The following is a 21,415-nucleotide window of genomic DNA, read 5'->3' as shown; positions in this document are numbered from 1 at the left end:
GTCGCAGGGGCGTGTTCCACTGACCGCATGGTGCAGCGGATCGGTGCGGTGGTCGGGGCGGTCGTCGTCGTGCTGGGCGGACTGGTCGCGGTCGCCGCGCCCGGTGCGGCGGATCCGGTCCCCGAGGTGCAGGCGGCCCTTCCGCCGGGCGGGTCGTTCGTGCCGGTCGTCCCGCAGCGGGTGCTCGACACCCGCAGTGTCGGCGGGCCGACCCAGCAGACCACCGTCGACCCGCGGCCGGCCCTGCCCGCCGGTGGGGGCGTGGCGGCGGTGCTGCTCAACGTGACGGTCGTGAACGCGACCGGCGCGGGCTACGTGACGGTCGGCAGCAGCACGAGCCGGACCTCGAACGGCAACTACGTCGCCCACCGGGCCTCGGCCACGCTCGCCCTCGTGCGGCTGCCGGCGAGCGGACTGGTCCCCGTCACGTCGTCGGCCCGCGCCGACATCGTGGTCGACGTGCAGGGCTACGTCACCACCCCGGCCGCGGCCACCACCGCGAGCTTCACCCCGCTGCCCACGCCCACGCGCATCGCGGACTCCCGGAACGGGTCGGGTCTCACCCCGTTCGTCGGCGCCACGACGCAGACCCTCGCGGTGCGCGAGCTGTCCGGCGTCCCGGCCGACGCCACCGCGGTGATCGCGAACGTGACCGTCGCGAGCGCCACCGCCTCGACCTACGTCACGGCCTGGTCCGGCGCCGAGGCGCGCCCGGGTGTCTCGACCGTCAACGCCGGCCGGGGCGACATCGTCGCCAACCGCGCGTTGGTCCCGCTCGACCCCGACGGCGACGCCGCGTTCTTCAACGCCGGCGGCACCACGAACCTGGTGGTCGACGTCGTCGGGTACCTGTCCCCGGACCCGTCCGGCTCGTACTACACGCCGGTGGCCGCGGGCCGGGTGCTCGACCGCTCGGGGACCTCCTCGGTCGTCGAGCCGACGGTCGACAGCGTCGTCGGCGGCCCGAACGTGCTGGCGCCCTCGGTCGACGACCTCGCGCCGACCACCGCGGTCTGGCTCACGCTCGTCGGCGACCACCCCGCGGGCCGCGGCTACCTCACGGCGCGGCCGGGCGGCGGCCCGGTCGCGACATCCGACCTCGACCTGGTCCCGAACCGCGCGGTCGCCAACGCCGGCCCGGCGACGCTGTCACCGGAGGGCACGGTCCTGGTCACCACCTCGGCCGCGAGCCGGGTCGTGGCCGACCTGTCGGGGTGGTTCCGCGCGGCCCCGGCCCCGGCGGCGCCGGGGCTGTGGTCCAGCACCCGCTACCCCGACTACACCGACACGCCGGCCCGCACCGACACCCAGCTCGCGGACGCCCCGGGCGCGCTGCCGGAGTACTTCGCCCGCGGGGTGTTCGCGGGCCAGAACGCCCGCACCCCCACGGCGGCCTACGCCATCGCCCCCGACACGACCGTCGACCAGGCCACCTACCCGATGTCGGAACCCGGTGCGGTCGACCTCTGGCGACCCCCGACACGGGTGGGATCGCTGACCGGCGTCACCCGGCTCGCGACCGCCGGGGCCCAGACCACGGCAGCGGTGTACGCCCTCACCGCGGTGGGGCAGGTGTACGGCTTCCAGTCCAACGCCCACGGCGAGCTCGGGACGGCGCCGAACGGCTTCATCACCTACCCGCTGCGGCCGACCCTCGTCCCGCTCGGCGTCGTGGCCACCGCGGTCTACGCGGCGCAGGGCGTCGGCTACGCGGTGGGTCTCGACGGCACGGTGTACTCGTGGGGCCGGGCCGACACCGGGCAGCTCGGCCGCACCCCGACGGCCACGCCGTGGGTGCCCGCGCGCGTCGACGCGCTCACCGCGCCGATCGCGATCGCCGGTGACGGCCGGCTGACCTTCGCCGTCGACGCCGATGGTGGCACCTGGTCGTGGGGCGCCCCGGTTGGTGCCGCGGCGCGACCGACCCCCACCCCGTACGCCGGGGTCTGTGCGAAGGCGACTGCCCTGCACGCCGACTACAACGGCGTCTGGGAGCTGTGTGACGACGGCACCGTGGTGCAGCTGAGCCGGCTCGGGGCGGCCGTCCGCACGCCCCTGCCGGTCGCCGGCGCGACGCAGATCGGTGCCGGGGCGGGCTACGACAACGGCATCCGCGTGCTCACCGAGGACGGCCGGGTGGCCGACGTCCCCTCGACCGGCACGGCACGCTACGAGGGCGGGTTCGCGAACGTCACCGCGGTGAACGGGTCGCCGGGGGTGCAGATCACGCAGGTCGGGACCGGCGGCTGACGGCGCGCGGCCGACGGGCGGGTAGGACCAGAGCCGTGACCATCTTCCTGACCGGCGGCTCGGGCTACATCGGGTCCGCCATCCTGAACCACCTCGTCGAGCGCGGCCGTGAGGTCCGCGCCCTCGCCCGCAGTGACGAGTCCGCCGCCGCCATCGAACGTGCCGGCGGTACACCGGTGCGCGGCGAGATCACCGACACCGACCTGCTCGCCCGGGAGGCCGCGGCCTCGGAGGGCTTCGTCCACACCGCCGCCACCAGCACCGCGGCCGACGCCGACCACGACGCCGCCCTGCTCGACGCCGTCCTCCCGGCCCTGGCCGGCAGCGGCAAGCCGTACCTGCACACCAGCGGGGTGTGGATCCACGGCAACGGGCAGCACATCACCGAGGAGTCCCCGCTCGCGCCGCCGGAGCTGACCACCTGGCGGCTGCCCCTCGACGCCCGGGTGCGCGCGGCGGCCGCCGACGGTGTGCGGTCGGTCCTCATCGCGCCCGGCATCGTCTACGGCCACGGCGGCGGCATCCCGAACATGGTGAAGAGCGCCCCGCGGGCGGACGGCGCGCTGCTGTACGTCGGCGAGGAGCAGCACTGGACCACCGTCCACGTCGACGACCTCGCCCGCCTGTACGTGCTGGCGTTCGACAAGGCCGCGGCCGGCTCCTACTTCCTCGGGGTGGGTGGCGACAACCCGCTGGTCCAGGACCTCGCCCGGGCGGCGAGCCACGCCGCCGGTCTCGACGGCCGGGTCGCGCCCGAGCCCGAGGACGAGGCCCGTGAGCGCCTCGGTGCGATGTACGACGCCCTGGTGCTCGACCAGGAGGCGACCGGCGACCACGCGCGCGAGACCCTCGGGTGGAAGCCGCGGGCCCGGACGCTCGTCGACGAACTGGTCGTCGGCTCCTACGCCGACCTCGACGGCTGAGGCGCGCCGTGCAGGCCGTCCACACCGCGGGTGACGTCCGGGCCGCCGAGGCGCGGTTGTTCGAGCAGGTGCCCGAGCGCGACGTCATGCTCCGCGCCGCGACCGGGCTCGCGGTGCAGTGCGCGGCGATGCTGCGGCGCGTCTACGGCGCGCGGGTCGTCCTGCTGGTCGGGTCGGGCAACAACGGCGGTGACGCCCTGTTCGCCGGGGCCTGGCTGGCCCGGCGGGGTGCAGAGGTGCGGGCGGTCCTGGCCGCACCCGACAAGGCGCACGCCGACGGCCTGCACGCGTTGCGCCGCGCGGGCGGACGGGTGGCCGGGCCGGAGGTCGTCGCCACCGCCGACCTCGTGGTCGACGGCCTGCTCGGGATCCGCGGCGCCGGCGGGATCCGCCCGCCCGCCGACGCCTGGGCCGCCGCCGTGCGTGAGGCCGGGGTGCCGGTCGTGGCGGTCGACATCCCCTCGGGCGTCGACTCCGACACCGGACTGTTGCACGAGGCATCGATCCGGGCCGACGTCACGGTGGTGTTCGGCGCGCTCAAGCCGGGTGTGGTCAGCGGCGGAGGGGCGGCCGCGGCCGGGGAGGTGCGCCTGGTCGACATCGGCCTCGGGCCGTACCTGCCCGACCCGCAGCTGACGGTCCCCGCCGCCGCGGACGTCGCCGCCTGGCTGCCGAGCCCCGGCGCCAGCGGCGACAAGTACACCCGCGGGGTCGTCGGCGTGGTCGCCGGTAGCGCGCAGTACGCCGGGGCGGGCGCGCTGGCCACCGGGTCGGCGGTGCACGGCGGGGCGGGCATGGTCCGCTACCTCGGCGGCGCCCCGCAGGGCATCGTCGAGCGCTACCCCGAGGTCGTCGTCCACCCCGACACCGCACCGCACGAGGTGCGGGTGCAGAGCTTCGTCGTGGGCCCGGGTCTGGGCACCGACGACGCCGCCCGCAATTCGCTCACCGACGTGCTCGCGGCCGAGGTGCCGGTCGTCGTCGACGCCGACGCCATCACCCTGATCGGGCAGCACGACGATCTCCGGGCGGCGTTGCGAGCCCGGACCCACCCGACCGTGCTCACCCCGCACGACCGCGAGTTCACCCGGCTGTTCGACCTCGACGACGACCGGGTCGCCTCGACCCGCGCCGCCGCCGCGGCGATCGGGGCCACGGTGCTGCTCAAGGGCAACGCCACGGTCGTGGCCGACCCCGACGGCACCGCCTGGGTCAACCCGACCGGCACCCCGTGGCTCGGCACCGCCGGCAGCGGCGACGTGCTGTCCGGCCTCATCGGGTCGCTGCTCGCCGCGGGCCTCGCACCGGGTCACGCCGCGGCTGCCGGGGCGTTCGTGCACGGCGTCGCGGGTCAACTCGCCGCGGCCGACGGTCCGCCCGCCGCCGAGGACGTGCTCGCCCGGCTGCGCGCCGCCTGGCGCTCGGTCGCCACCCTCGCCTGACCGGGAGAGCCGCCGGCCCGTCCCGTTGACGTCGAGTGGCGCACCGACCCGTCGAGTGGCGCGCCCGGCCGCGCCACTCGACGCCCGGCCGCGCCACTCGACCGGGCGGAGCGGGGGTTCGGGATACTGGCGACGTGCCTCACGCCGTCGCGAGCATCAACCTCGACGCCATCGCCGCGAACGTGCGCACCCTCGCGGCGCGCACCGACGCCGCGGTGATGGTCGTGGTCAAGGCCGACGGTTACGGACACGGCATGCTCCCGGCGGCCCGGGCCGCGTTGGCCGGCGGCGCGCACTGGCTCGGCGTGGCCACCCTGGACGAGGCCCTGGCGATCCGAGCCGACCTCATCGACGCCCCGCTGCTCGCCTGGCTCTGGACCCTCGACGAGACCGACGCCCTCCGCGAGGCGATCGCCGCGGGCGTCGACATCGGCGTCAGCACGGCGGCCCAGCTCGACGCCGTCCACGACGCCGCGGCGTCGAGCACGACGGCCCGCGTCCACCTCAAGATCGACACCGGCCTCTCGCGCAACGGCGCGACCCCGGCCGACTGGCCCGCGCTGGTCGAGGCGGCGGCCGAGCGGCAGGACGCCGGCACGGTCGAGGTCGTCGGGATCTGGAGCCACCTGGCCCGCGCCGACGAACCGGACGAGCCGACCACCGCCGAGCAGACCCGCGTGTTCGAGCAGGCGCTCGCGGTCGCGGCCGCGGCCGGGCTGAGCCCGGAGGTCCGGCACCTCGCGAACTCGGCCGGGCTGCTCACGGCGCCCGCGACCCACTACGACCTGGTCCGGGTCGGCATCGCGGCCTACGGCCTCGACCCGGTGGTCGGTGGCACCCCCGACCTCGAACTGCGGCCCGCGATGACCCTGCGGGCCCGGGTGGCCCACGTCAAGCGGGTGCCGCCGGGCAGCGGGGTCAGTTACGGCCACCGCTACACGACGACCCGGGAGACGACCCTCGTGCTGGTCCCGGTCGGGTACGCCGACGGCGTGCCGCGGGCCGGGTCCGACCTGCTGCCCGTGACGGTCGGCGGCCACGAGGTCACCATCGCGGGCCGGGTGTGCATGGACCAGTTCGTGCTCGACGTCGGCGACCTCGAGGTCCACGAGGACGACGAGGTCGTGCTGTTCGGCGACGGCGGTCCGAGCGCCGCCCGGTGGGCCGACCTGCTCGACACCATCCACTACGAGATCGTCACCCGCATCGGGCCGCGCGTGCCCCGCGTCCACGTCGGCGGTGCCGCGTGAGCCGCAAGGGCGTCGTCGGGGGTGTGGTCGGCGGTGTCGCCGCGCTCGGAGCCGCCGGTGCCGTCGCCGCGGCCGCGCAGCAGCGCCGGTCGGTCGGCAAGCTCCGCGAGCTCGCGGAGGCCGAACCGGAACGGTTCAGCCCGCTGCCCGCCGACCGCGCGGGCACGGTGACGGCCGGCGACGGCGTCCCGCTGTACTACGAGGAGGTCGGCCCGGCCGACGCCCCGCTCACCGTGGTGTTCGTGCACGGCTACACGCTGACCATGGCGTCGTGGTGGTTCCAGCGCCGCGACCTGCAGCGTCGGTTCGGTGACGAGATCCGGATGGTCTTCCACGACCAGCGCAGCCACGGCCGGTCCGGACGTTCCACCACCGCCCACAGCACGATCGACCAGCTGGGCCGCGACCTCGCCGACGTCCTCGCGGACCGGGTCCCGCACGGCCCGGTCGTGCTGGTCGGTCACTCCATGGGGGGCATGACGATCATGGCCCTGGCCGATCACGATCCCGAGCTGTTCGGCGCCGGGGGCCGGGTGCGCGGGGTCGCGTTCGTGTCGACGTCCTCGGGGCAGCTGTCGAAGAACACCCTCGGCCTGCCCGGCGTCCTCGCCCGGCTGCAGGCGCCCGTGCTCGCGGTCGGTGTGCGCCTCGCCCGCTGGCAGACCGACAACGTCGAGCGCGGCCGGCGCCTGGGCAAGGACGTCGCCTGGAACTTCACCCGGCGCCTGAGCTTCGACGACCCGTCCGTCGACCCCGCCACGATCAAGTTCGTCAACGACATGATCTCGGCGACCCGCGTCGACGTCGTCGCGGACTTCCTGCCGGCGCTGCTGAACCACGACAAGGCCGACGCGCTCCGGCACCTCGAGGACACCGACGTCGAGATCGTCGGCGCCGACCACGACGTCCTGCTCCCGCTCGCGCACAGCAAGGCGATCGCCGCGGCACTGCCGCACGCGCACCTGACGGTGGTCGAGAACGCCGGGCACATGGCGTTGCTCGACCGACCCGAGATCGTCGACGACGTCATCGGCGGCCTCATCGAGCGAGCGTTGCAGTCTGCAACGAAGGTCGCGAGCTGATGGCCGGAGGGGTCCGGGGCGGCCCGGGCGGGCCGCGGCTGCCGGTCGACACCGCGTCCGCGCTGACCACCCGACTCGGCGGACGTCAGCCGGCGCTGCTGGCGACCGCCGCCGACACCCAGGAGTTCGGCCGCCAGCTCGGCGAGACGCTCCGGCCCGGCGACGTCGTGGTCCTGCGGGGTCCGCTCGGCGCCGGGAAGACCGTGCTGGCCAAGGGGATCGGTGCCGGGCTCGGCATCACCGAACCCGTCACGTCGCCGACGTTCGTCATCGCCCGCGTCCACCCGCACGGCCGGGTCCCGATGGTCCACGTCGACGCGTACCGCCTCGGCGGAGTGGCCGAGGTCGACGACCTGGACCTCGACGTCGACGTCGAGGACTCGGTCACCGTCGTCGAGTGGGGCGAGGGGGTCGCCGAGCAGCTGACCCCGGACTGGCTGCTCGTCGACGTCGAACGCCGCGACGACGACGTGCGGGTCGTGACCCTCCACCCGCACGGCGAGACCTGGGCGGACCGACTGTGAACGTGCTGCTGATCGACACCTCGACCGAGCGCTCGCTGGCCGCCGTCGCGCTCCTCGACGGCACGGGGGAGGTCGTCGCCGTCCACGAACGCTTCGCCGACGACGGCAAGCGGCACGGCGAACTGCTCGCGGGCCTGGTCGCGGGCGCGGTCGAGGACGCCGGGATCGCGACCTCCGACCTCGACGCGGTGGTCGTCGGGGCCGGACCGGGGCCGTTCACCGGTCTGCGGGTCGGCATCGTCAGTGCGGCCGTCACCGCCGACCTGTTGCGGGTTCCCCTGTACGGCGTGGTCTCCCTCGACGCGATCGCGGCCTCGGTCGAGGACCGGCCGCTGGTCGTCGCCACCGATGCCCGTCGCCGCGAGGTCTACTGGGCGCGGTACGAGGCCGACGGCCGCGGCACCGGCCCGCAGGTGTCGGTCCCGGCCGAGGTCGACCGGGCCGGTGCGGCCGTCACCGGCGGGGGAGTGGTCCGCTACGCCGACGTCCTCGGAACATCCATCGGGCTCGACCACCCCACGGCCGCCGGACTGGTGCAGGGTGCACGCGACCGACTGGTGCAGGGTGCACCGACCGAGACGGTCGAACCGCTGTACCTGCGCCGCCCCGACGCCGTCGTGCCCACCGGCCGGAAGTCCACGGTGCAGCGCAGCGGATGACCGTCACCATCGTCCCGATGCTGCCGGGGCACATCGACGAGCTGATGGTCTTCGAGCGGGAGCTGTTCGGCCCCGAGGCGTGGTCCGCCCACGGCTACCGCATGGAGCTCGCCGACTCCCGCAACCGCTGGTACGTCGTCGCGCTCGACCCCGATGACGACGACCGGCTCGTCGGGTGGGCCGGGATCATGCTGCTCGGCGAAGAGGCCGAGATCCTCACCGTCGGGGTCGTGCCGTTCCGTCGCCGCCAGGGCGTCGCCTGCCTGCTGCTCGACGCGCTGGAGTCGCACGCCGCGGGGCGGGGCGTCACGACCGTCTTCCTCGAGGTCCGGGTCGACAACGTCGGGGCCATCGCGCTCTACGAGGGTCGCGGCTACGAGCGGGTCGGCACCCGCCGCGGCTACTACGAGCACGGCCGGGTCGACGCCTCCCTCATGCGCCGCGACCTCGCCGCCTGATCCACGCCCGGGTCGTCAGCCCATCGTCTTCTGCCCGTCGAGGGCCTCGCGGAGCAGGTCGGCGTGCCCGGCGTGCTGCGCGGTCTCGGCCACCACGTGGGTGAACACCCGCCGGGCCGAGCGGGTCGCGCCGGGGCGGAACCACGGCGCGGCCGGCAGCGGGTGCGCGAGGTCGAGGTCGACGGTGCGCACCAGGGCGTCCGTGCGCTCGGCGACCTCGCGGTAGAACGCCAAGACCTCGGCGAGGGTCTCGTCCGGCAGCAGGGTGAACTCCCGCTCCCGGGCGGCCCAGTCCGGCCCGCCCTCCGGGACCTCCTGCGCCGAGGTGCCCTCGACCACGAAGCGCGCCCAGCCGTCCTCGGTGGCGGCGACGTGCTTGACCAGCCCGCCCAGCGACAGCGTGGTCGAGGGGATCGGGGTGAGGCGGGCCTGCTCGTCGGTCAGGCCCTCGACCGTCCGCAGGAACAGGTACCGGTGCGAGGCCAGGGTGTCGAGCAGGTCGGCGCGCTCGTCGGCGGGATGCGTCATGGCGCTCACGCTAGGCGTCGATCAGGAAGCGTCCGTTCCGCTTGCGAGCACGACGTCGAACCGCACCCGCGACCACGGGCCGTCCACGACCCGGCCGTCCGGGGTCGGCGTGCCGGCCGGTTCCCGCCGGAAGTCCTTCACGAGGGACTCCCGCACGCCGAACACGCTGTCCGCCAGGCTCGCGCCGCCCACGAAGATGTGGGTCACCACCCGGCGGTGGTCCGGCGCCGTGACCATGAAGTGCAGGTGGGGCGCCCGCATCGGCGACCGGTTCGTTGCAGTGAGCAACTGTCCCACCGGGCCGTCGTCGGGGATGGGGTACGGGGTGGGGGTCAGCGCCCAGAAGCGGTAGCGGCCGTCGTCGTCCGCGGTCAGGTGGCCGCGGGCCGAGGTGCGGCCGTCCGGGTACTGGACGTCGTACTGCCCGTCGTCGTCGGCCTCCCACACCTCGATCAGTGCACCGGGCAACGGTTCGCCGTTCGAGGAGCGCACCGTCCCCTCCACCCAGCACGGCTCGCCCGGTGCGCCCGCTGCGATGTCACCGCCGAGCTCGATCGCCGGGGAGTTCTCGACGAAGAACGGTCCCCAGACCGTCGCCTCGGTGACCTCGCCCGCCGCGGTGTCGTTGACCGTGATGGTCTGCATCGAGAGCCCGAGCACGTCGGACAGCAGGATGAACTCCTGCCGCCGGTCGTCGGTGATGTGCCCGGCCGCGGTGAGGAACGCGATCGCCCGCTCCCACTCGGCCTCGGTGAGGCGGGTCTCGCGCACCACCGCGTGCAGGTGCCGCACGAGCGAGGTCATGATCTCGCGCAGCCGCGGGTCCGGGGTCGCGGCGAAGCTCGCGACCACCTCGTCGGTCAGCGCCTGTTCGCGGTCGTCCTGCTCGTTCACGGGTGTCCTCCGGACCAGGCGTCGTGCAGCAACTGGGTGAGCGCGGCGGCGTCGACCGGCCGCGGGTTGGAGTCCGGCACCGCCGGGAGGATGAGCTCGACGGCGCGGGGGATGGCGGCCTCGGTGAACCCGAGCTCGGCCAGCGAGCGCGGAGCCCCGAGGTCGTCGCACCAGGCGCCCAGCCCGGTGACGGCGTCGGGCACCCCGAGGGCCCCGGCCAACGCGGCGGCCTGGTCCGGCGCGGCGGGGGCGTTGAAGGCCAGGACGTGGCGGATGACCACGGCGTGGGTCTCGGCGTGCGGCAGGCCGAAGGTGCCGCCGAGGGCGTGGCAGATCTTGTGGTGCAGCCCCGACCCGGCCGAGGTGAACGCGACCCCCGCGAGGTGGCAGCCGTACTGGCACAGCTCGCGGCCGGCCAGTCCGGTCGGGTCGGCCACCACGGCCGAGAGCCCCGCCCGCAGGGCTCGCAGCGCCTCGAGACCCAGCGCCCGGTTGATCGGGTCGGCGTGCGGTGCCCACCGGCCGTCGACCACGTGCGCCACGGCGTTGAGCCCCGACACCACCGACAGCGGCACCGGCAGCGACGTGGTGAGCGTGGCGTCGTAGACCACGGCCACCGGCAGCACGGCCGGGTCGGTGCCCGTGCGCTTCACGCCGTCCTCGGTCAGCCCCCACACCGACGTCGCCTCGCTGCCCGCGTAGGTGGTGGGCACGGCGACGATCGGCAGCCGGTGGGTCAGGGCGACGGCCTTGGCCAGCCCGATCGCCGATCCGCCGCCGACCGCGACCAGCGCGTCGACCCCCTCGGCGCTCGCCCGGGCGCGGGTGGCCTCGGCGAGGGCGACCGGCACGTGCTGGGTCACCTCGGTCTGGAACACGGCGTCCGGACGCCCGGTGACCAGCCCCGCCGCGCCCCGCGTGCCGACCACCATCGGGCGGGTCGAGCCGAGGGCGTCGAGTTCGGCGCTCACGGCGTCCGCCGCACCGCCCGACCCGAACCGCACCCGCTGAGCGAGGGTCTCGTGGACGAACCGCATCACGCGACCCCGAGCACGGCGCCGAGCGCCTCGACCAGGGCCGTCGTCGGGTCGGCCGGCAGCGACCGGGCGCGCCAGCCCACGTGCGTGTCCGGCCGCACGAGCAGCACGCCGTCGTCGTCGACCTCACGGACGGCCGCCCACTCGAAGTAGAGGTCGGTGTGGTCCTGCCCGGGACCGATCGTCACGCAGGCCACCTCGACGCCGAACCGTCCGGTCGCCGCCGCCGCGGCGGCCGACCACGCCGCGGCGCCGTTCACCCCGGTGAGCAGGGTGAATCGGCCGTACGGCGCGAGGTCGTGGGTCGACACCCGGCGGCGGGCGTCGCCGACCCACACGTGCGGCAACCGGGCCCCGGGAACGGTCGAGGGCTGGTAGTACAGCTCGGGGTCCCGGGCGGGCTCCGGCCGTGGCGACCCGTCCCCGACCACCGCGGCCGAGGTGTAGAACTGCCCGAGTTCCACGCCGTGCGCGTTGAACTCGTAGTTCTTCAGTTCCATGGCCTTGGCCAGGGCGTCGCGCTTGTGGGCGCCCTCGGGCGTCGCGGCCTTGCGTTCCTCGATCTGCGCGACCATCTCCGCCTCCGTCTGGCCGGGGGCGACGCCGAGCGCGTCGAACAACCCGACGAACTCGCGGCTGGACTTGTTGGCGCGGGTGACGATCTGGGCGGCGACGGGCGCGCGTTCGGCGGTGTACGTCTCGAGCAGCGCCGGACCCGCCTGACCGCGCAGGACGGCCGCGAGCTTCCAGGCGAGGTTGTAGCTGTCCTGGATGGAGGTGTTGGAACCCAGCCCGTTGCTCGGCGGGTGCTTGTGGACCGCGTCGCCGGCACAGAAGACCCGGCCGCGCTGCAGGGTCGTCGCGTACTGCTCGTTGTTGCCCCACAGCGAGTAGCCGGTGATCTCGACGTCGAGGTCGGGGTCGCCGACCAGGTTGCGGACGATGGCGCGGGCGGCGGCGTCGTCGACCTGCGGCGGCGGCCGGCTGATGTCGTAGCCCCACACGATCAGCCACTCGTCCCACGGCCGGACCATCCGCACCAATCCGGCGCCGATCCCGCCGACGTCGGCGCCCGGCTGGATGACCCAGTACAGGACGGACGGCCGGTGCCCGACGAGCGCGGCGAGGTCGGCGCGGAAGGTGATGTTCATCGACCCGGCGACGTCCATCTGCCCCTCCACCGGCAGGTCGAGGTCGGCCGCCACCTTCGACCGCGCGCCGTCGGCGCCGATGAGGTACCTCGCCCGCACCGCGAACGGCGTGCCCGTCAGGCGGTCGAGGACCTGCACGGTGACGCCGTCGTCGTCCTGCTCGTGCGAGAGGTACTCGGCGGAGAACCGCACCTGCGCGCCGCGGGCGGCTGCGTTGCGGACGAGGATCGGCTCGAGGAACGTCTGCGGGATGTCGCACGGCAGCGACGGCGAGGCCAGCCGGTAGTCGGCGAACCGCGCGGGGTGCGTGCCCCACGTGAGGATCCGCCCGAGTTCCTCGCCGGCGATCGAGGTGCAGAAGACCGTGTCGCCCATGAGCTCGTGCGGGGTGGCGTCGGCGAGGACCTGGTCCTCGACGTCCAGGTCGCGGAAGATCTCCATCGTCCGCTGGTTGGTGATGTGCGCGCGCGGCGTGTTCGCGGTCCACCGGTACTTGGTGATGACCATCGTCTCGACGCCCAGGGAGGCGAGGAACAGGGCCGCCGAGGCACCCGCGGGGCCGGACCCCACGATGAGCACGTCGGTGGTCACGACACCGCCGGCCGCGGGCGGAGCGGTCGCGGTGAGTCCGTCGTCGAACGTGGGCACGGTGCCTCCCGGGGTGTCAGGGCGTCGTCGCCGCTGTCGGACCCCCGCAGTGTGGGCACGTCATGGCGTCAGCCGGAAGGCGTTGGCGGAATCGAGCACCCGGCGCGCCAGCGTCCGGGCGTCGTCCCGAACCGTTCGGTGAAGCGGCGCGTGAAGTACGACGTCGAGCGCAGCCCCACCCGCCCCACCACCGCGGCGAGCGGGAGGGCGGGCTCACGCTCGAGCAGGCCGCGCGCCCGCTGCAGGCGCTGCTCGAGGATCTCGCGGGGCACCGAACCGTCTGCCGCAGCGAACTCCCGCGACAGTTGTCGCTCGCTGACGCCGACGGCCGCGGCGATGGTCGCCGCCGACAACGACGGGTCGGCCAGGTGCCAGGCCACGTACGCCCGGGCCAGACCGACACGGACCGGGCCGACCGGCCGCTGCGCCACCCGTGCGACCAGCGCCCCCGCGAGCGGGTGCAGGCGCCACGGTTGGTCGGTCGCCGTGAGGGCGCGGGCGAGGGCGGCGGCGAGCGGGTCGACGCGGCCGTCGACGTCGAGGTGCACCGGTTCCGGCCAGGCCACCCCGGACGCGCGCGGCACGGTCAGCACGACCTCGTCGACCCCAGCGGGGAAGGTGCGGGTGAACGGCCGGTCGGCGTCGAACACCAGCAGGGTGCCGCGCCCCGCGGTGAGCTCGCGGGGCCCCGACCGGAAGCGGCCGGTCGCGCCGAGGGGCAGGACGAACGTCAACGCCGCCGTGGGGGAACTCGCGACGTCGGCCGCCGACCTCTCCACCTCGTGGGCCGACGTACGCACCCGGGCGAGGCGGAGCGGTCCGAGCCGGTGGTTGACCTGGGCGGCGTCGAGGTCGTCGTTCCCGACCCGCAGGCTGATGAGGGCGGCCGCGTTCCACGCCTCCCACCGCCTGACCCGAGTCGCAGCGGGGAGGCCCGCGGTGGTGAACCGGTCGACGTCGACCGGCGCGGGCGCGCCCATCGCCCGACCCTACGACGACCGGGCGGCCTGGACACCCGTGGCGGCACCGTGGGTCGGCGCGTCGCCGGCGTGCGGGCCGGGCACGGTCGGAGCGGTCCGCCCCGGACGCATCAGCACCGCGACCGCGACGGCCGCGACGACCCCGACCCCACCGGCGACGAGCATGACCTCGCGCAGGCCGTCGACGAACACGGTGTCGAACCGGTCGGCACCGGGCGTGCCACGCAGGGCGGCCGCGCCACCACCGGCGAGCCCCTGGGCGACGCGGTCCGCGCCGGGCACCCCGAGGTCGGTCAGCCGGGTGGTCATCGCCGAGGTCAGCACCGTGCCGAGCACGGCGAGCCCGAGCGCGAGGCCGAGTTGGCGGGCCGTGTTCACCGCGCCCGCGGCCATGCCGCCGCGGTGCAGCGGCACGGTCGACATCGCGGCGGAGTTGAGCACCGGCAGCGTGATCCCGACCCCCACACCGGCGACCGCCAGCCCGGCGAACAGCGCCGGCCAGTCGGCCGCCCCGCGCAGTTGCAGCGCCATCAGCAGCGACCCGAGCCCGATGAGCAGGACCCCGCCGGCGATGACCGGCCCGGGCGGCCGCCCGTGCAGGACCCGCGAGCCCGCCGCGCTCGCGACCAGCGCGGCGGCCGAGAGGGGCAGTCCGCCCGCGAGGCCGGCCTCGACGGACGAGAGCCCGAGCACCGACTGCAGCCAGATCGAGACGAACACCAGGGAGGAGAAGGCGACCAGGCTCGACGCACTCCCGGCGAGCAGCGTGCCGGCGAACACCCGGTGGCGCAGCAGGGCGAGGTCGAACATCGGGGCGGCCGTCGTCCGCTCGCGGACCACGAACGCGGCCAGCGCCACGAGGGCCACGGCGAAGCTGGCGAGCGGCCGCGCGTCCCCCCAGCCACGCGAGCCCGCCTCGATGAGCCCGTAGGTCAGGGCACCCGCGAACAGCGTGAAGCTGACGACGCCCGGGACGTCCAGCCGCGAGGTCGACCGGTGGTCGTGCGGGCTGAGGGCCACGACGCCCAGCACGACGGTGACGACGGTGACCGGCAGGTTGACGAAGAAGATCCACCGCCAGCCGGCGTGCTCGGTGAGCAGGCCGCCGACCACCGGCCCGATCGCGGTGGCGGCACCGGCCACCGCGCCCCAGATGCCGTAGGCGGTGCCGCGGGCGCGACCCTGGTAGGAGGAGTTGAGCAGGGCGAAGGTCGTCGCGAACATCGCCGCGCCGCCGATGCCCTGCGCCGCCCGCGCGGCGACCAGCACCGCGACGTTGCCGGCGAGACCGCTCGCCAGCGAGGCGGCGGCGAACAGCACCAGGCCCACGAGGTACACGCGGCGGTGGCCGAGCCGGTCCCCGAGCGTCCCGGCGGCGAGCAGCGTCGCGGCGAGGACGAGCGCGTAGCCGTCGACGACCCACTGCAGGTCGGAGAAGGTCGCGGAGAGGTCGACCGCCATCGCCGGGAGGGCGACGTTCACGATCGAGACGTCGACCAGCAGCATCAGGGATCCGAGGCACACGGCGACCAGCGGCCACCACGTCGGCTTCGGGGACGTCGGGTTCACAGATGTCATGGGGACGAGCCTGCCCGAGGGTGCTGACTTCCGGCGCCCACCGCGGAGAACGTGCACACTTCCTCCATGACCGTGCCCGGAAGACGTGTGACCGTGACGATCGACGATCTCGACCGGCAGATCCTCCACTGCCTGGTGCTGGACGGACGGGCGTCGTACGCCCGGATCGCCGAGGTGCTCGAGGTCTCCGAGCAGACCGTGGCCCGCCGGTACGCCCGCCTGGTGCACGAGGGTGTCGCGCGCGTCCTCGTCGCCCGCAACACCGTCGCCGCCGGCGAGTCCGACTGGTTCGTGCGCCTGCGCTGCCGGCCCGACGGCCTCGAGGCGGTCACGGCGGCCCTGGCCCGCCGCGACGACGCGGCCTGGGTCGCGATCACCTCGGGCGGCTCGGAGGTGGTGTGCGCGATCCGGCCGCCGCTGCACGGTGACGACCTCGGGGCCGACGGCGGGGCGGTGCTGCTCGACCGGCTGCCCCGTTCCTCCGCGGTGCTGGCGATGCAGGCCGTGATGCTGGTGCGCAAGTTCGACTCCGACACGTCCGAGTGGACGGCGTTCAGCCCCGGCCTGCCGGCGGGGGCCGAGCAGGCGCTGCTCGCGGGCCGCGGGCGACGTACCCCGAACGAGGTCACCGCGGACGCCGACCTGCCCCTGCGCCCCGACGACGGGCCATTGCTGGACCTGCTCGCGCGTGACGGCCGGGCCACCCACCGCGCCCTCGCGGCGGCGACCGGCTGGTCGGAGTCGCGCGTGGCCCGCCGGGTCGCCGACCTGCTGGGGTCGGGCGCCGTCGACGTCGACGTGGACGTGTCCGTCGACGCGCTCGGCTTCCGGACCTTCGCCTACCTCTGGGTGACCGCGGCGCCGGGCCGGGTCGAGGCCCTGGGGTGGGAGCTCGCCCGGCTGCCGCAGGTCGCGTTCGTGGGCGCGGTGACCGGCACCGCCCCGCTGCTGGTCATCGTCCTGTGCCGGACACCCGAGGAGCTCTACGGCGTGGTCACCGGTGCGGTCGGTGGCCTGGCCGGGGTGACGGCCGTCGACGTCGCCCCCGTCTCGCGGCGGGTGAAGCAGGGCGGGACGATCGTCGAGCGGGGCCGGCTCGCCCTGCCGGGTCGGGTCTGACACCCACTGGCACGTCCATCGGGACATGCACAGCCGACCCCCGGGACGACCCTGTTGAGGGGCTGGCACTCTCAGCGGTAGAGTGCCAATCAGACGGCTCCGGTCGATCCCCGCGACGGCGGCCGGACGTCTGACCAGACCGCTCCTGTACTTCCCGGCCGCGCCGCGCGTGGCCGCCCGAGTCCCGTTGGAAGGAATCCACAGTGACCGCTACCAAGGTCAGCATCAAGCCGCTCGAGGACCGCATCGTGGTGCAGGCGAACGACGCCGAGACCACCACCGCGTCCGGCATCGTCATCCCCGACACCGCGCAGGAGAAGCCCCAGGAGGGCACTGTCCTCGCCGTGGGCCCGGGCCGCATCGACGACAAGGGCAACCGCGTCCCACTCGACGTCGCGGTCGGCGACGTCGTGCTCTACAGCAAGTACGGCGGCACCGAGGTCAAGTACGCGGGCGAGGAGTACCTCGTCCTCTCGGCGCGCGACGTCCTCGCCGTCATCGAGAAGTAGTCGAGCCAGCACCGCAGCTGAGGCGCGGAGCGCCTCTCCCGCACGAACCACCGCCGGGTCCGGGTCTCCCGGGCCCGGCGGTGTGGTCTGCACGCCCGCTCCAACCCGTTTCGGAGAGAACCCCACATGGCCAAGCAACTGGTCTTCGACGAGAAGGCCCGCCGCGCGCTCGAGCGCGGCATCGACAAGCTCGCCGACACCGTCAAGGTGACCCTCGGCCCGCGCGGTCGCAACGTCGTGCTCGACAAGAGCTTCGGCCCGCCGACCATCACCAACGACGGCGTCACCATCGCCCGCGAGGTCGACCTCGAGGACCCGTACGAGAACCTCGGCGCCCAGCTGGCGAAGTCCGTCGCCACCAAGACCAACGACGTCGCCGGTGACGGCACCACCACCGCGACCGTCCTCATCCAGGCGCTCGTCGCGCAGGGTCTGCGCAACGTCGCCGCGGGCGCGAACCCGATGGCCCTCAAGCAGGGGATCGACGCGGCCGTCGCGGCCGTCAACGCCGCGCTCGACGACGCCGCCACCCCGGTCGACGACGAGCAGTCCATCGCCCACGTCGGCACGATCTCGGCGCAGGACGCCACGATCGGGGCCCTCATCGGCGAGGCCATGACCAAGGTCGGCCAGGACGGCGTCATCACGGTCGAGGAGAGCAACGGTCTGCAGACCGAGCTCGAGTTCACCGAGGGCATGCAGTTCGACAAGGGCTACATCTCGCCGAACTTCGTCACCGACCAGGACACCCTCGAGGCCGTCCTCGACGACCCGTACCTGCTCATCACGACCCAGAAGATCTCCTCGCTCGCCGACCTGCTCCCGCTGCTGGAGAAGGTCGTCGAGGCCGGCAAGCCGCTGGTGATCATCGCCGAGGACGTCGACGGCGAGGCGCTGTCGACCCTGGTCGTCAACGCGATCCGCAAGACGCTGTCGGTCGTCGCGGTCAAGGCTCCCTACTTCGGGGACCGCCGCAAGGCGTTCCTGCAGGACCTCGCGATCGTCACCGGCGCGCAGGTCGTCGCCCCCGAGGTCGGGCTCGCGCTCGACTCCGTCGGGCTCGACGTGCTCGGCACCGCCGGCCGCGTCACGGTCAGCAAGGACACCACCACCGTCACGCACGGCACTGGCGACACCGCCGACATCGCGGGCCGCGTCCAGCAGATCAAGGGCGAGATCGAGACCACCGACTCCGACTGGGACCGCGAGAAGCTCCAGGAGCGGCTGGCGAAGCTCGCGGGCGGCGTCGGCGTCATCAAGGTCGGCGGGGCCACCGAGGTCGAGCTCAAGGAGCGCAAGCACCGCGTCGAGGACGCCATCTCGGCCACCCGTGCGGCGGTCGAGGAGGGCATCGTCATCGGTGGCGGCGCGGCCCTCGTGCAGGCCGCCGCGGCGGCGCTGGAGACCGACCTCGGCCTCACCGGCGACGAGGCCACCGGCGTGGAGATCGTGCGTCGCGCGGTGTCCGAGCCCCTGCGCTGGATCGCCCAGAACGCCGGGACGAACGGCTTCGTCATCGTCGACAAGGTGAAGAACCTGCCGGTCGGCCAGGGCTGGAACGCCGCCACCGGCGAGTTCGGCGACCTCGCCGCCGACGGTGTCGTCGACCCGGTCAAGGTCACCAAAGCCGCGCTGGCGAACGCCGCCTCGGTCGCAGCGATCGTCCTCACGGTCGAGAGCGCCGTCGTCGACAAGCCGGAGGAGCCGGCGGCCGACGCCGGCCACGGTCACTCGCACGGCGGGCACGGCCACTCGCACTGAACCGGCTGCGGCTCCGCGCCGCACCCACCCCGACGGCCCCGGTTCCTCCTCGTGGAGGGCCGGGGCCGTCGTCGTCCGTCGCGTCAGGTCAATCGTTGCGCCCAGCAACGGTCATGCTCACGTGAACGAGATGCCCTTCAGGCTGCCGGTACCCCCGCCGACCGAGGCGGGGTTGAACACCTTCACCGTGCGCGACCCCGTGGTCGCCGTGGCGGGCACCCGCACCGTCACGGTGATGGTCGTCGCGTCCACCACCGTCACGTCGCTCAGCTGCGCCCCGGGGATCGAGACCACGAGACCCGCCACGAACTTGCTGCCGGAGATGGTCACCGTCGAGGTGGTGCCGCGCGCGAGGGTCGCCGGCGTGATCGACGTGATCTTCGGCGCGGGCCAGACCGTCACGCAGTTCGTGCACGTGCCCTTGCCGCCGTCGGGGTTGACGACGACGACGTTCCAGGCGCCGGTCGGCGTCGAGGACGCCAGCGTCACCAGCGCGGTGGCCGAGGTGGTGGACGACACCGTCGTGCTGGTGGCCGCGACCACGGTGCTGCCGCGCACGAGCTTCACGTCGGCGCCCGGCTGGAACTGCGTCCCGCTGAGGTTCATGATGACGTCGGTCGCGCCCACCGCGAGGTTCGGCCGGTCGGTGCCCGTGACGGTCGGGCGGGCCACGACCGCGAAGCACCCGGTGCAGGTGTTCGACTGACCGGACACCGTGATGGTCACCGAGCGCGGCCCGGCGGCCGCCGAGCCGGACACCACGAAGCTGGCGGTGATCGTGGTCGGGTCCACCACCGTCACCCCGTTCACGGTGACCCCGCTGCCGCCCGTCACGGCCACGGTGGCGCCGGCCGCGTAACCGGTGCCGCTGATCGTGACCGGCACGGTGGTGCCCTGCGCACCGGAGCCCGGCACGACGCCCGCGACGGTGGGTCCGTTCGGGTTGCCGTTGACCACGGTGCCGGTCCCGCTGCCGTCGGCCACGGTCGCCTCGACCGGGTTCGACAGGACCAGCGTGAACGACTTCGGCGGGGCGTAGGTGCTCACCGTGGCGAGCTGCACGTTCACCGTGGCGGTGGTCTGACCGGCTGGGAGCGTCAGCGTGCCGCTCGTCGCGGTGTAGTCCGTGCCCGCCACCGCCGTTCCGTTGACCGTTGCATACTGCACACTCGCCGGCAGGCCCGACGGCACGTCGAGCGACACGGTGAAGGTGACCGTGCCGCCGCCCGCGGCGCTCGTGGCGCCCTCGGCGTCGTTGACGGAGAACGCCGGCGGGGCGTCGTCGTCGTCGATCGTCGCGGTCGCCGTGCTGGTGCCGAGCGAGCTGCCACGGGGGTTGGACAGCACCAGACCGAACGTCTCGTCGTTCTCGTGCAGGGTGTCACCGACGACCGAGACCTGGACCGTCTTGGTCGTCTCGCCCGGCAGGAAGGTCACCGTGCCGGTCTGGCCCGCGTAGTCGACACCGGAGGTCGCGGTGCCTGCCGTCGTCGCGTAGTCGACGACCGCCTGCACGGGCGAGGCGCTCGCGAGGGTCACCGTGAACGTGGCGGGCGTCGTACCGCTGCTGCGCTCCGTGACCACTGCACCGCCCGCGACCGAGACGGCCGGGTACGCGGTCAGCGTGAGCGTCACCGCGGTGGCCGTGTACCCGACCACCCAGTACCCGCCGGCCGCGGGCACGTCGACGCCCGTCACGGATGCGACCGTGCCCGTGCGGCTGCTGCCTGAGAGCACCGTGCGCACGTCGCCGATCGCAGGCACGCCGGTGGTGGTCACCGCGAGCTTCAGCGCACCCGCGTTCACCGCGCCGGACGCCGACACCCGCGTGCCGGTGGTGGCGGCCTCGGTGACGGCGAGCGTCGTGCCCGCCGTGGTGTTCACCGTCCCGGTCACGGTCAGCGTCCCGGTGCCGCCGGTGTCAGGTGCAACGGTTCCCGCACCCGACACCGCACCGCGCACGGTGCCGGATCCCGTGAGCGTGCCGCCGTTGATCCGCACCTGCGCGGTACCGGCGTTGAGGGTCGCGCCGGCGGTCACGGTCGTGGTGCCGCCCGACTGCGTGAGCGACGCGGTGACCAGGGACCCGCCGGTCACCGCGAGCGTGCCGGAGTTGGTCAGGCCGGAGCTGGTCAACGTCAGGGACCGGCCCGAGCTGAACGAGCCGGAGTTGACCGCGAGCGGGATGAACGCTGCCGTGCCGGTCGACGCCGCGGTGACCTGGCCGCTCGCGCCGATCGCGACCGTGGCGGCGTTCGTGGTCACGGTGTCGGGCAGCGTGATCGACCCGGTCACGGCGTTCCAGGTGCCGCCGGTCAGGGTCCCGGTGACGAGGTTGGTGACGATCGGCAGCGACGCCGTACCCCTCGTGACGGTGAGCGTCCCACTGTTGGTGGTCGTCACGCCGAACGTGACGGTGGTGCCGGTGGTGGCGAGGGTGACGGTGGTGGTGCCGGCGTTGACGACGGCGTTGGTGCCGGGGCCGCCGAAGTCGGTGATGCCGTTGGTGCCGGTGCCGGTGCCGGTGATGGTCCAGGTGCCGCCGGTGGCGTTGGTGAAGCGGCCGCCGCCGTAGAAGCCCCAGTAGCCGCAGCCGGTGTCCCAGGTGAGGGTGCCGGTGTT

General features: G+C 74.3%; 18 protein-coding genes. 11 read left to right on the top strand and 7 right to left on the bottom strand.

The features are described 5' to 3' along the window. The first annotated feature begins 27 nt into the window (after positions 1 to 27). The 8 genes from ACXR2U_RS18810 to rimI all read left to right on the top strand — a co-directional run bounded on the left by ACXR2U_RS18810 (position 28) and on the right by rimI (position 8,588). Positions 28 to 2,250 (top strand): RCC1 domain-containing protein, encoded by a 2,223-nt coding sequence (locus ACXR2U_RS18810; RefSeq protein ID WP_458826611.1) that lies wholly within the window; start codon positions 28 to 30, stop codon positions 2,248 to 2,250. Between the two features lie 35 nt (positions 2,251 to 2,285). Beyond that, complete coding sequence (locus ACXR2U_RS18805) at positions 2,286 to 3,173, top strand: NAD-dependent epimerase/dehydratase family protein (RefSeq protein ID WP_458826610.1); 888 nt, start codon at positions 2,286 to 2,288, stop codon at positions 3,171 to 3,173. A gap of 8 nt (positions 3,174 to 3,181) precedes the next feature. Further along, on the top strand, positions 3,182 to 4,615 hold the full coding sequence (locus tag ACXR2U_RS18800) for an NAD(P)H-hydrate dehydratase (protein ID WP_458826609.1): 1,434 nt from the start codon (positions 3,182 to 3,184) through the stop codon (positions 4,613 to 4,615). Between the two features lie 134 nt (positions 4,616 to 4,749). Beyond that, complete coding sequence (alr, locus tag ACXR2U_RS18795; protein ID WP_458826608.1) at positions 4,750 to 5,865, top strand: alanine racemase; 1,116 nt, start codon at positions 4,750 to 4,752, stop codon at positions 5,863 to 5,865. Beyond that, the gene (locus tag ACXR2U_RS18790; RefSeq protein WP_458826607.1) at positions 5,862 to 6,947 is read left to right on the top strand and encodes an alpha/beta fold hydrolase; all 1,086 of its coding nucleotides are present in this window, start codon (positions 5,862 to 5,864) and stop codon (positions 6,945 to 6,947) included. The genes alr and ACXR2U_RS18790 overlap by 4 nt, the downstream gene beginning before the upstream one ends. Continuing rightward, positions 6,947 to 7,471, top strand: a complete 525-nt coding sequence (gene tsaE / locus ACXR2U_RS18785; protein ID WP_458826606.1) for a tRNA (adenosine(37)-N6)-threonylcarbamoyltransferase complex ATPase subunit type 1 TsaE — start codon at positions 6,947 to 6,949, stop codon at positions 7,469 to 7,471. The genes ACXR2U_RS18790 and tsaE overlap by 1 nt, the downstream gene beginning before the upstream one ends. Before the next feature lie 2 nt (positions 7,472 to 7,473). Next, entirely contained in the window at positions 7,474 to 8,130 is a 657-nt protein-coding gene (gene tsaB, locus ACXR2U_RS18780; protein WP_458826605.1) for a tRNA (adenosine(37)-N6)-threonylcarbamoyltransferase complex dimerization subunit type 1 TsaB, read from the top strand. Further along, positions 8,127 to 8,588, top strand: a complete 462-nt coding sequence (gene rimI, locus ACXR2U_RS18775; RefSeq protein WP_458826604.1) for a ribosomal protein S18-alanine N-acetyltransferase — start codon at positions 8,127 to 8,129, stop codon at positions 8,586 to 8,588. Before tsaB ends, rimI begins: the two co-directional genes overlap by 4 nt. 15 nt (positions 8,589 to 8,603) lie before the next feature. On the opposite strand, the gene ACXR2U_RS18770 is transcribed toward rimI, so the two are convergent. The 6 genes from ACXR2U_RS18770 to ACXR2U_RS18745 form a co-directional block, all read right to left on the bottom strand. Continuing rightward, positions 8,604 to 9,116, bottom strand: coding sequence for a DinB family protein (locus ACXR2U_RS18770; RefSeq protein ID WP_458826603.1), 513 nt, complete (start codon positions 9,114 to 9,116; stop codon positions 8,604 to 8,606). Between the two features lie 21 nt (positions 9,117 to 9,137). Next, a complete protein-coding gene (locus ACXR2U_RS18765; protein WP_458826602.1) occupies positions 9,138 to 10,010 on the bottom strand; it encodes a dioxygenase family protein in 873 nt (290 codons plus the stop codon). Beyond that, the gene (locus ACXR2U_RS18760; protein ID WP_458826601.1) at positions 10,007 to 11,047 is read right to left on the bottom strand and encodes a maleylacetate reductase; all 1,041 of its coding nucleotides are present in this window, start codon (positions 11,045 to 11,047) and stop codon (positions 10,007 to 10,009) included. Before ACXR2U_RS18760 ends, ACXR2U_RS18765 begins: the two co-directional genes overlap by 4 nt. Further along, positions 11,047 to 12,846, bottom strand: a complete 1,800-nt coding sequence (locus tag ACXR2U_RS18755) for an FAD-dependent oxidoreductase (protein WP_458826600.1) — start codon at positions 12,844 to 12,846, stop codon at positions 11,047 to 11,049. The genes ACXR2U_RS18760 and ACXR2U_RS18755 overlap by 1 nt, the downstream gene beginning before the upstream one ends. Before the next feature lie 68 nt (positions 12,847 to 12,914). After that, a complete protein-coding gene (locus ACXR2U_RS18750) occupies positions 12,915 to 13,826 on the bottom strand; it encodes a helix-turn-helix domain-containing protein (protein ID WP_458826599.1) in 912 nt (303 codons plus the stop codon). A gap of 9 nt (positions 13,827 to 13,835) precedes the next feature. Further along, on the bottom strand, positions 13,836 to 15,404 hold the full coding sequence (locus tag ACXR2U_RS18745) for an MFS transporter (protein WP_458826598.1): 1,569 nt from the start codon (positions 15,402 to 15,404) through the stop codon (positions 13,836 to 13,838). 66 nt (positions 15,405 to 15,470) lie between these two features. On the opposite strand from ACXR2U_RS18745, the gene ACXR2U_RS18740 reads away from it, so the two are divergent. The 3 genes from ACXR2U_RS18740 (at position 15,471) to groL (ending at position 18,793) form a co-directional block, all read left to right on the top strand. After that, the gene (locus tag ACXR2U_RS18740; protein ID WP_458826597.1) at positions 15,471 to 16,523 is read left to right on the top strand and encodes an Lrp/AsnC family transcriptional regulator; all 1,053 of its coding nucleotides are present in this window, start codon (positions 15,471 to 15,473) and stop codon (positions 16,521 to 16,523) included. A 203-nt stretch (positions 16,524 to 16,726) separates the two neighbouring features. Then, a complete protein-coding gene (groES, locus tag ACXR2U_RS18735; protein WP_458826596.1) occupies positions 16,727 to 17,032 on the top strand; it encodes a co-chaperone GroES in 306 nt (101 codons plus the stop codon). 126 nt (positions 17,033 to 17,158) lie between these two features. Further along, positions 17,159 to 18,793, top strand: a complete 1,635-nt coding sequence (gene groL, locus ACXR2U_RS18730) for a chaperonin GroEL (protein ID WP_458826595.1) — start codon at positions 17,159 to 17,161, stop codon at positions 18,791 to 18,793. Positions 18,794 to 18,910: 117 nt separating this feature from the next. On the opposite strand, the gene ACXR2U_RS18725 is transcribed toward groL, so the two are convergent. After that, positions 18,911 to 21,415 (bottom strand): beta strand repeat-containing protein (locus tag ACXR2U_RS18725; RefSeq protein WP_458826594.1); only part of this gene is annotated, 2,505 nt, incomplete at its 5' end.

Source organism: Jatrophihabitans sp. YIM 134969 (genome assembly GCF_054456675.1).
This window is presented reverse-complemented; position numbering and strand designations above follow the sequence as displayed.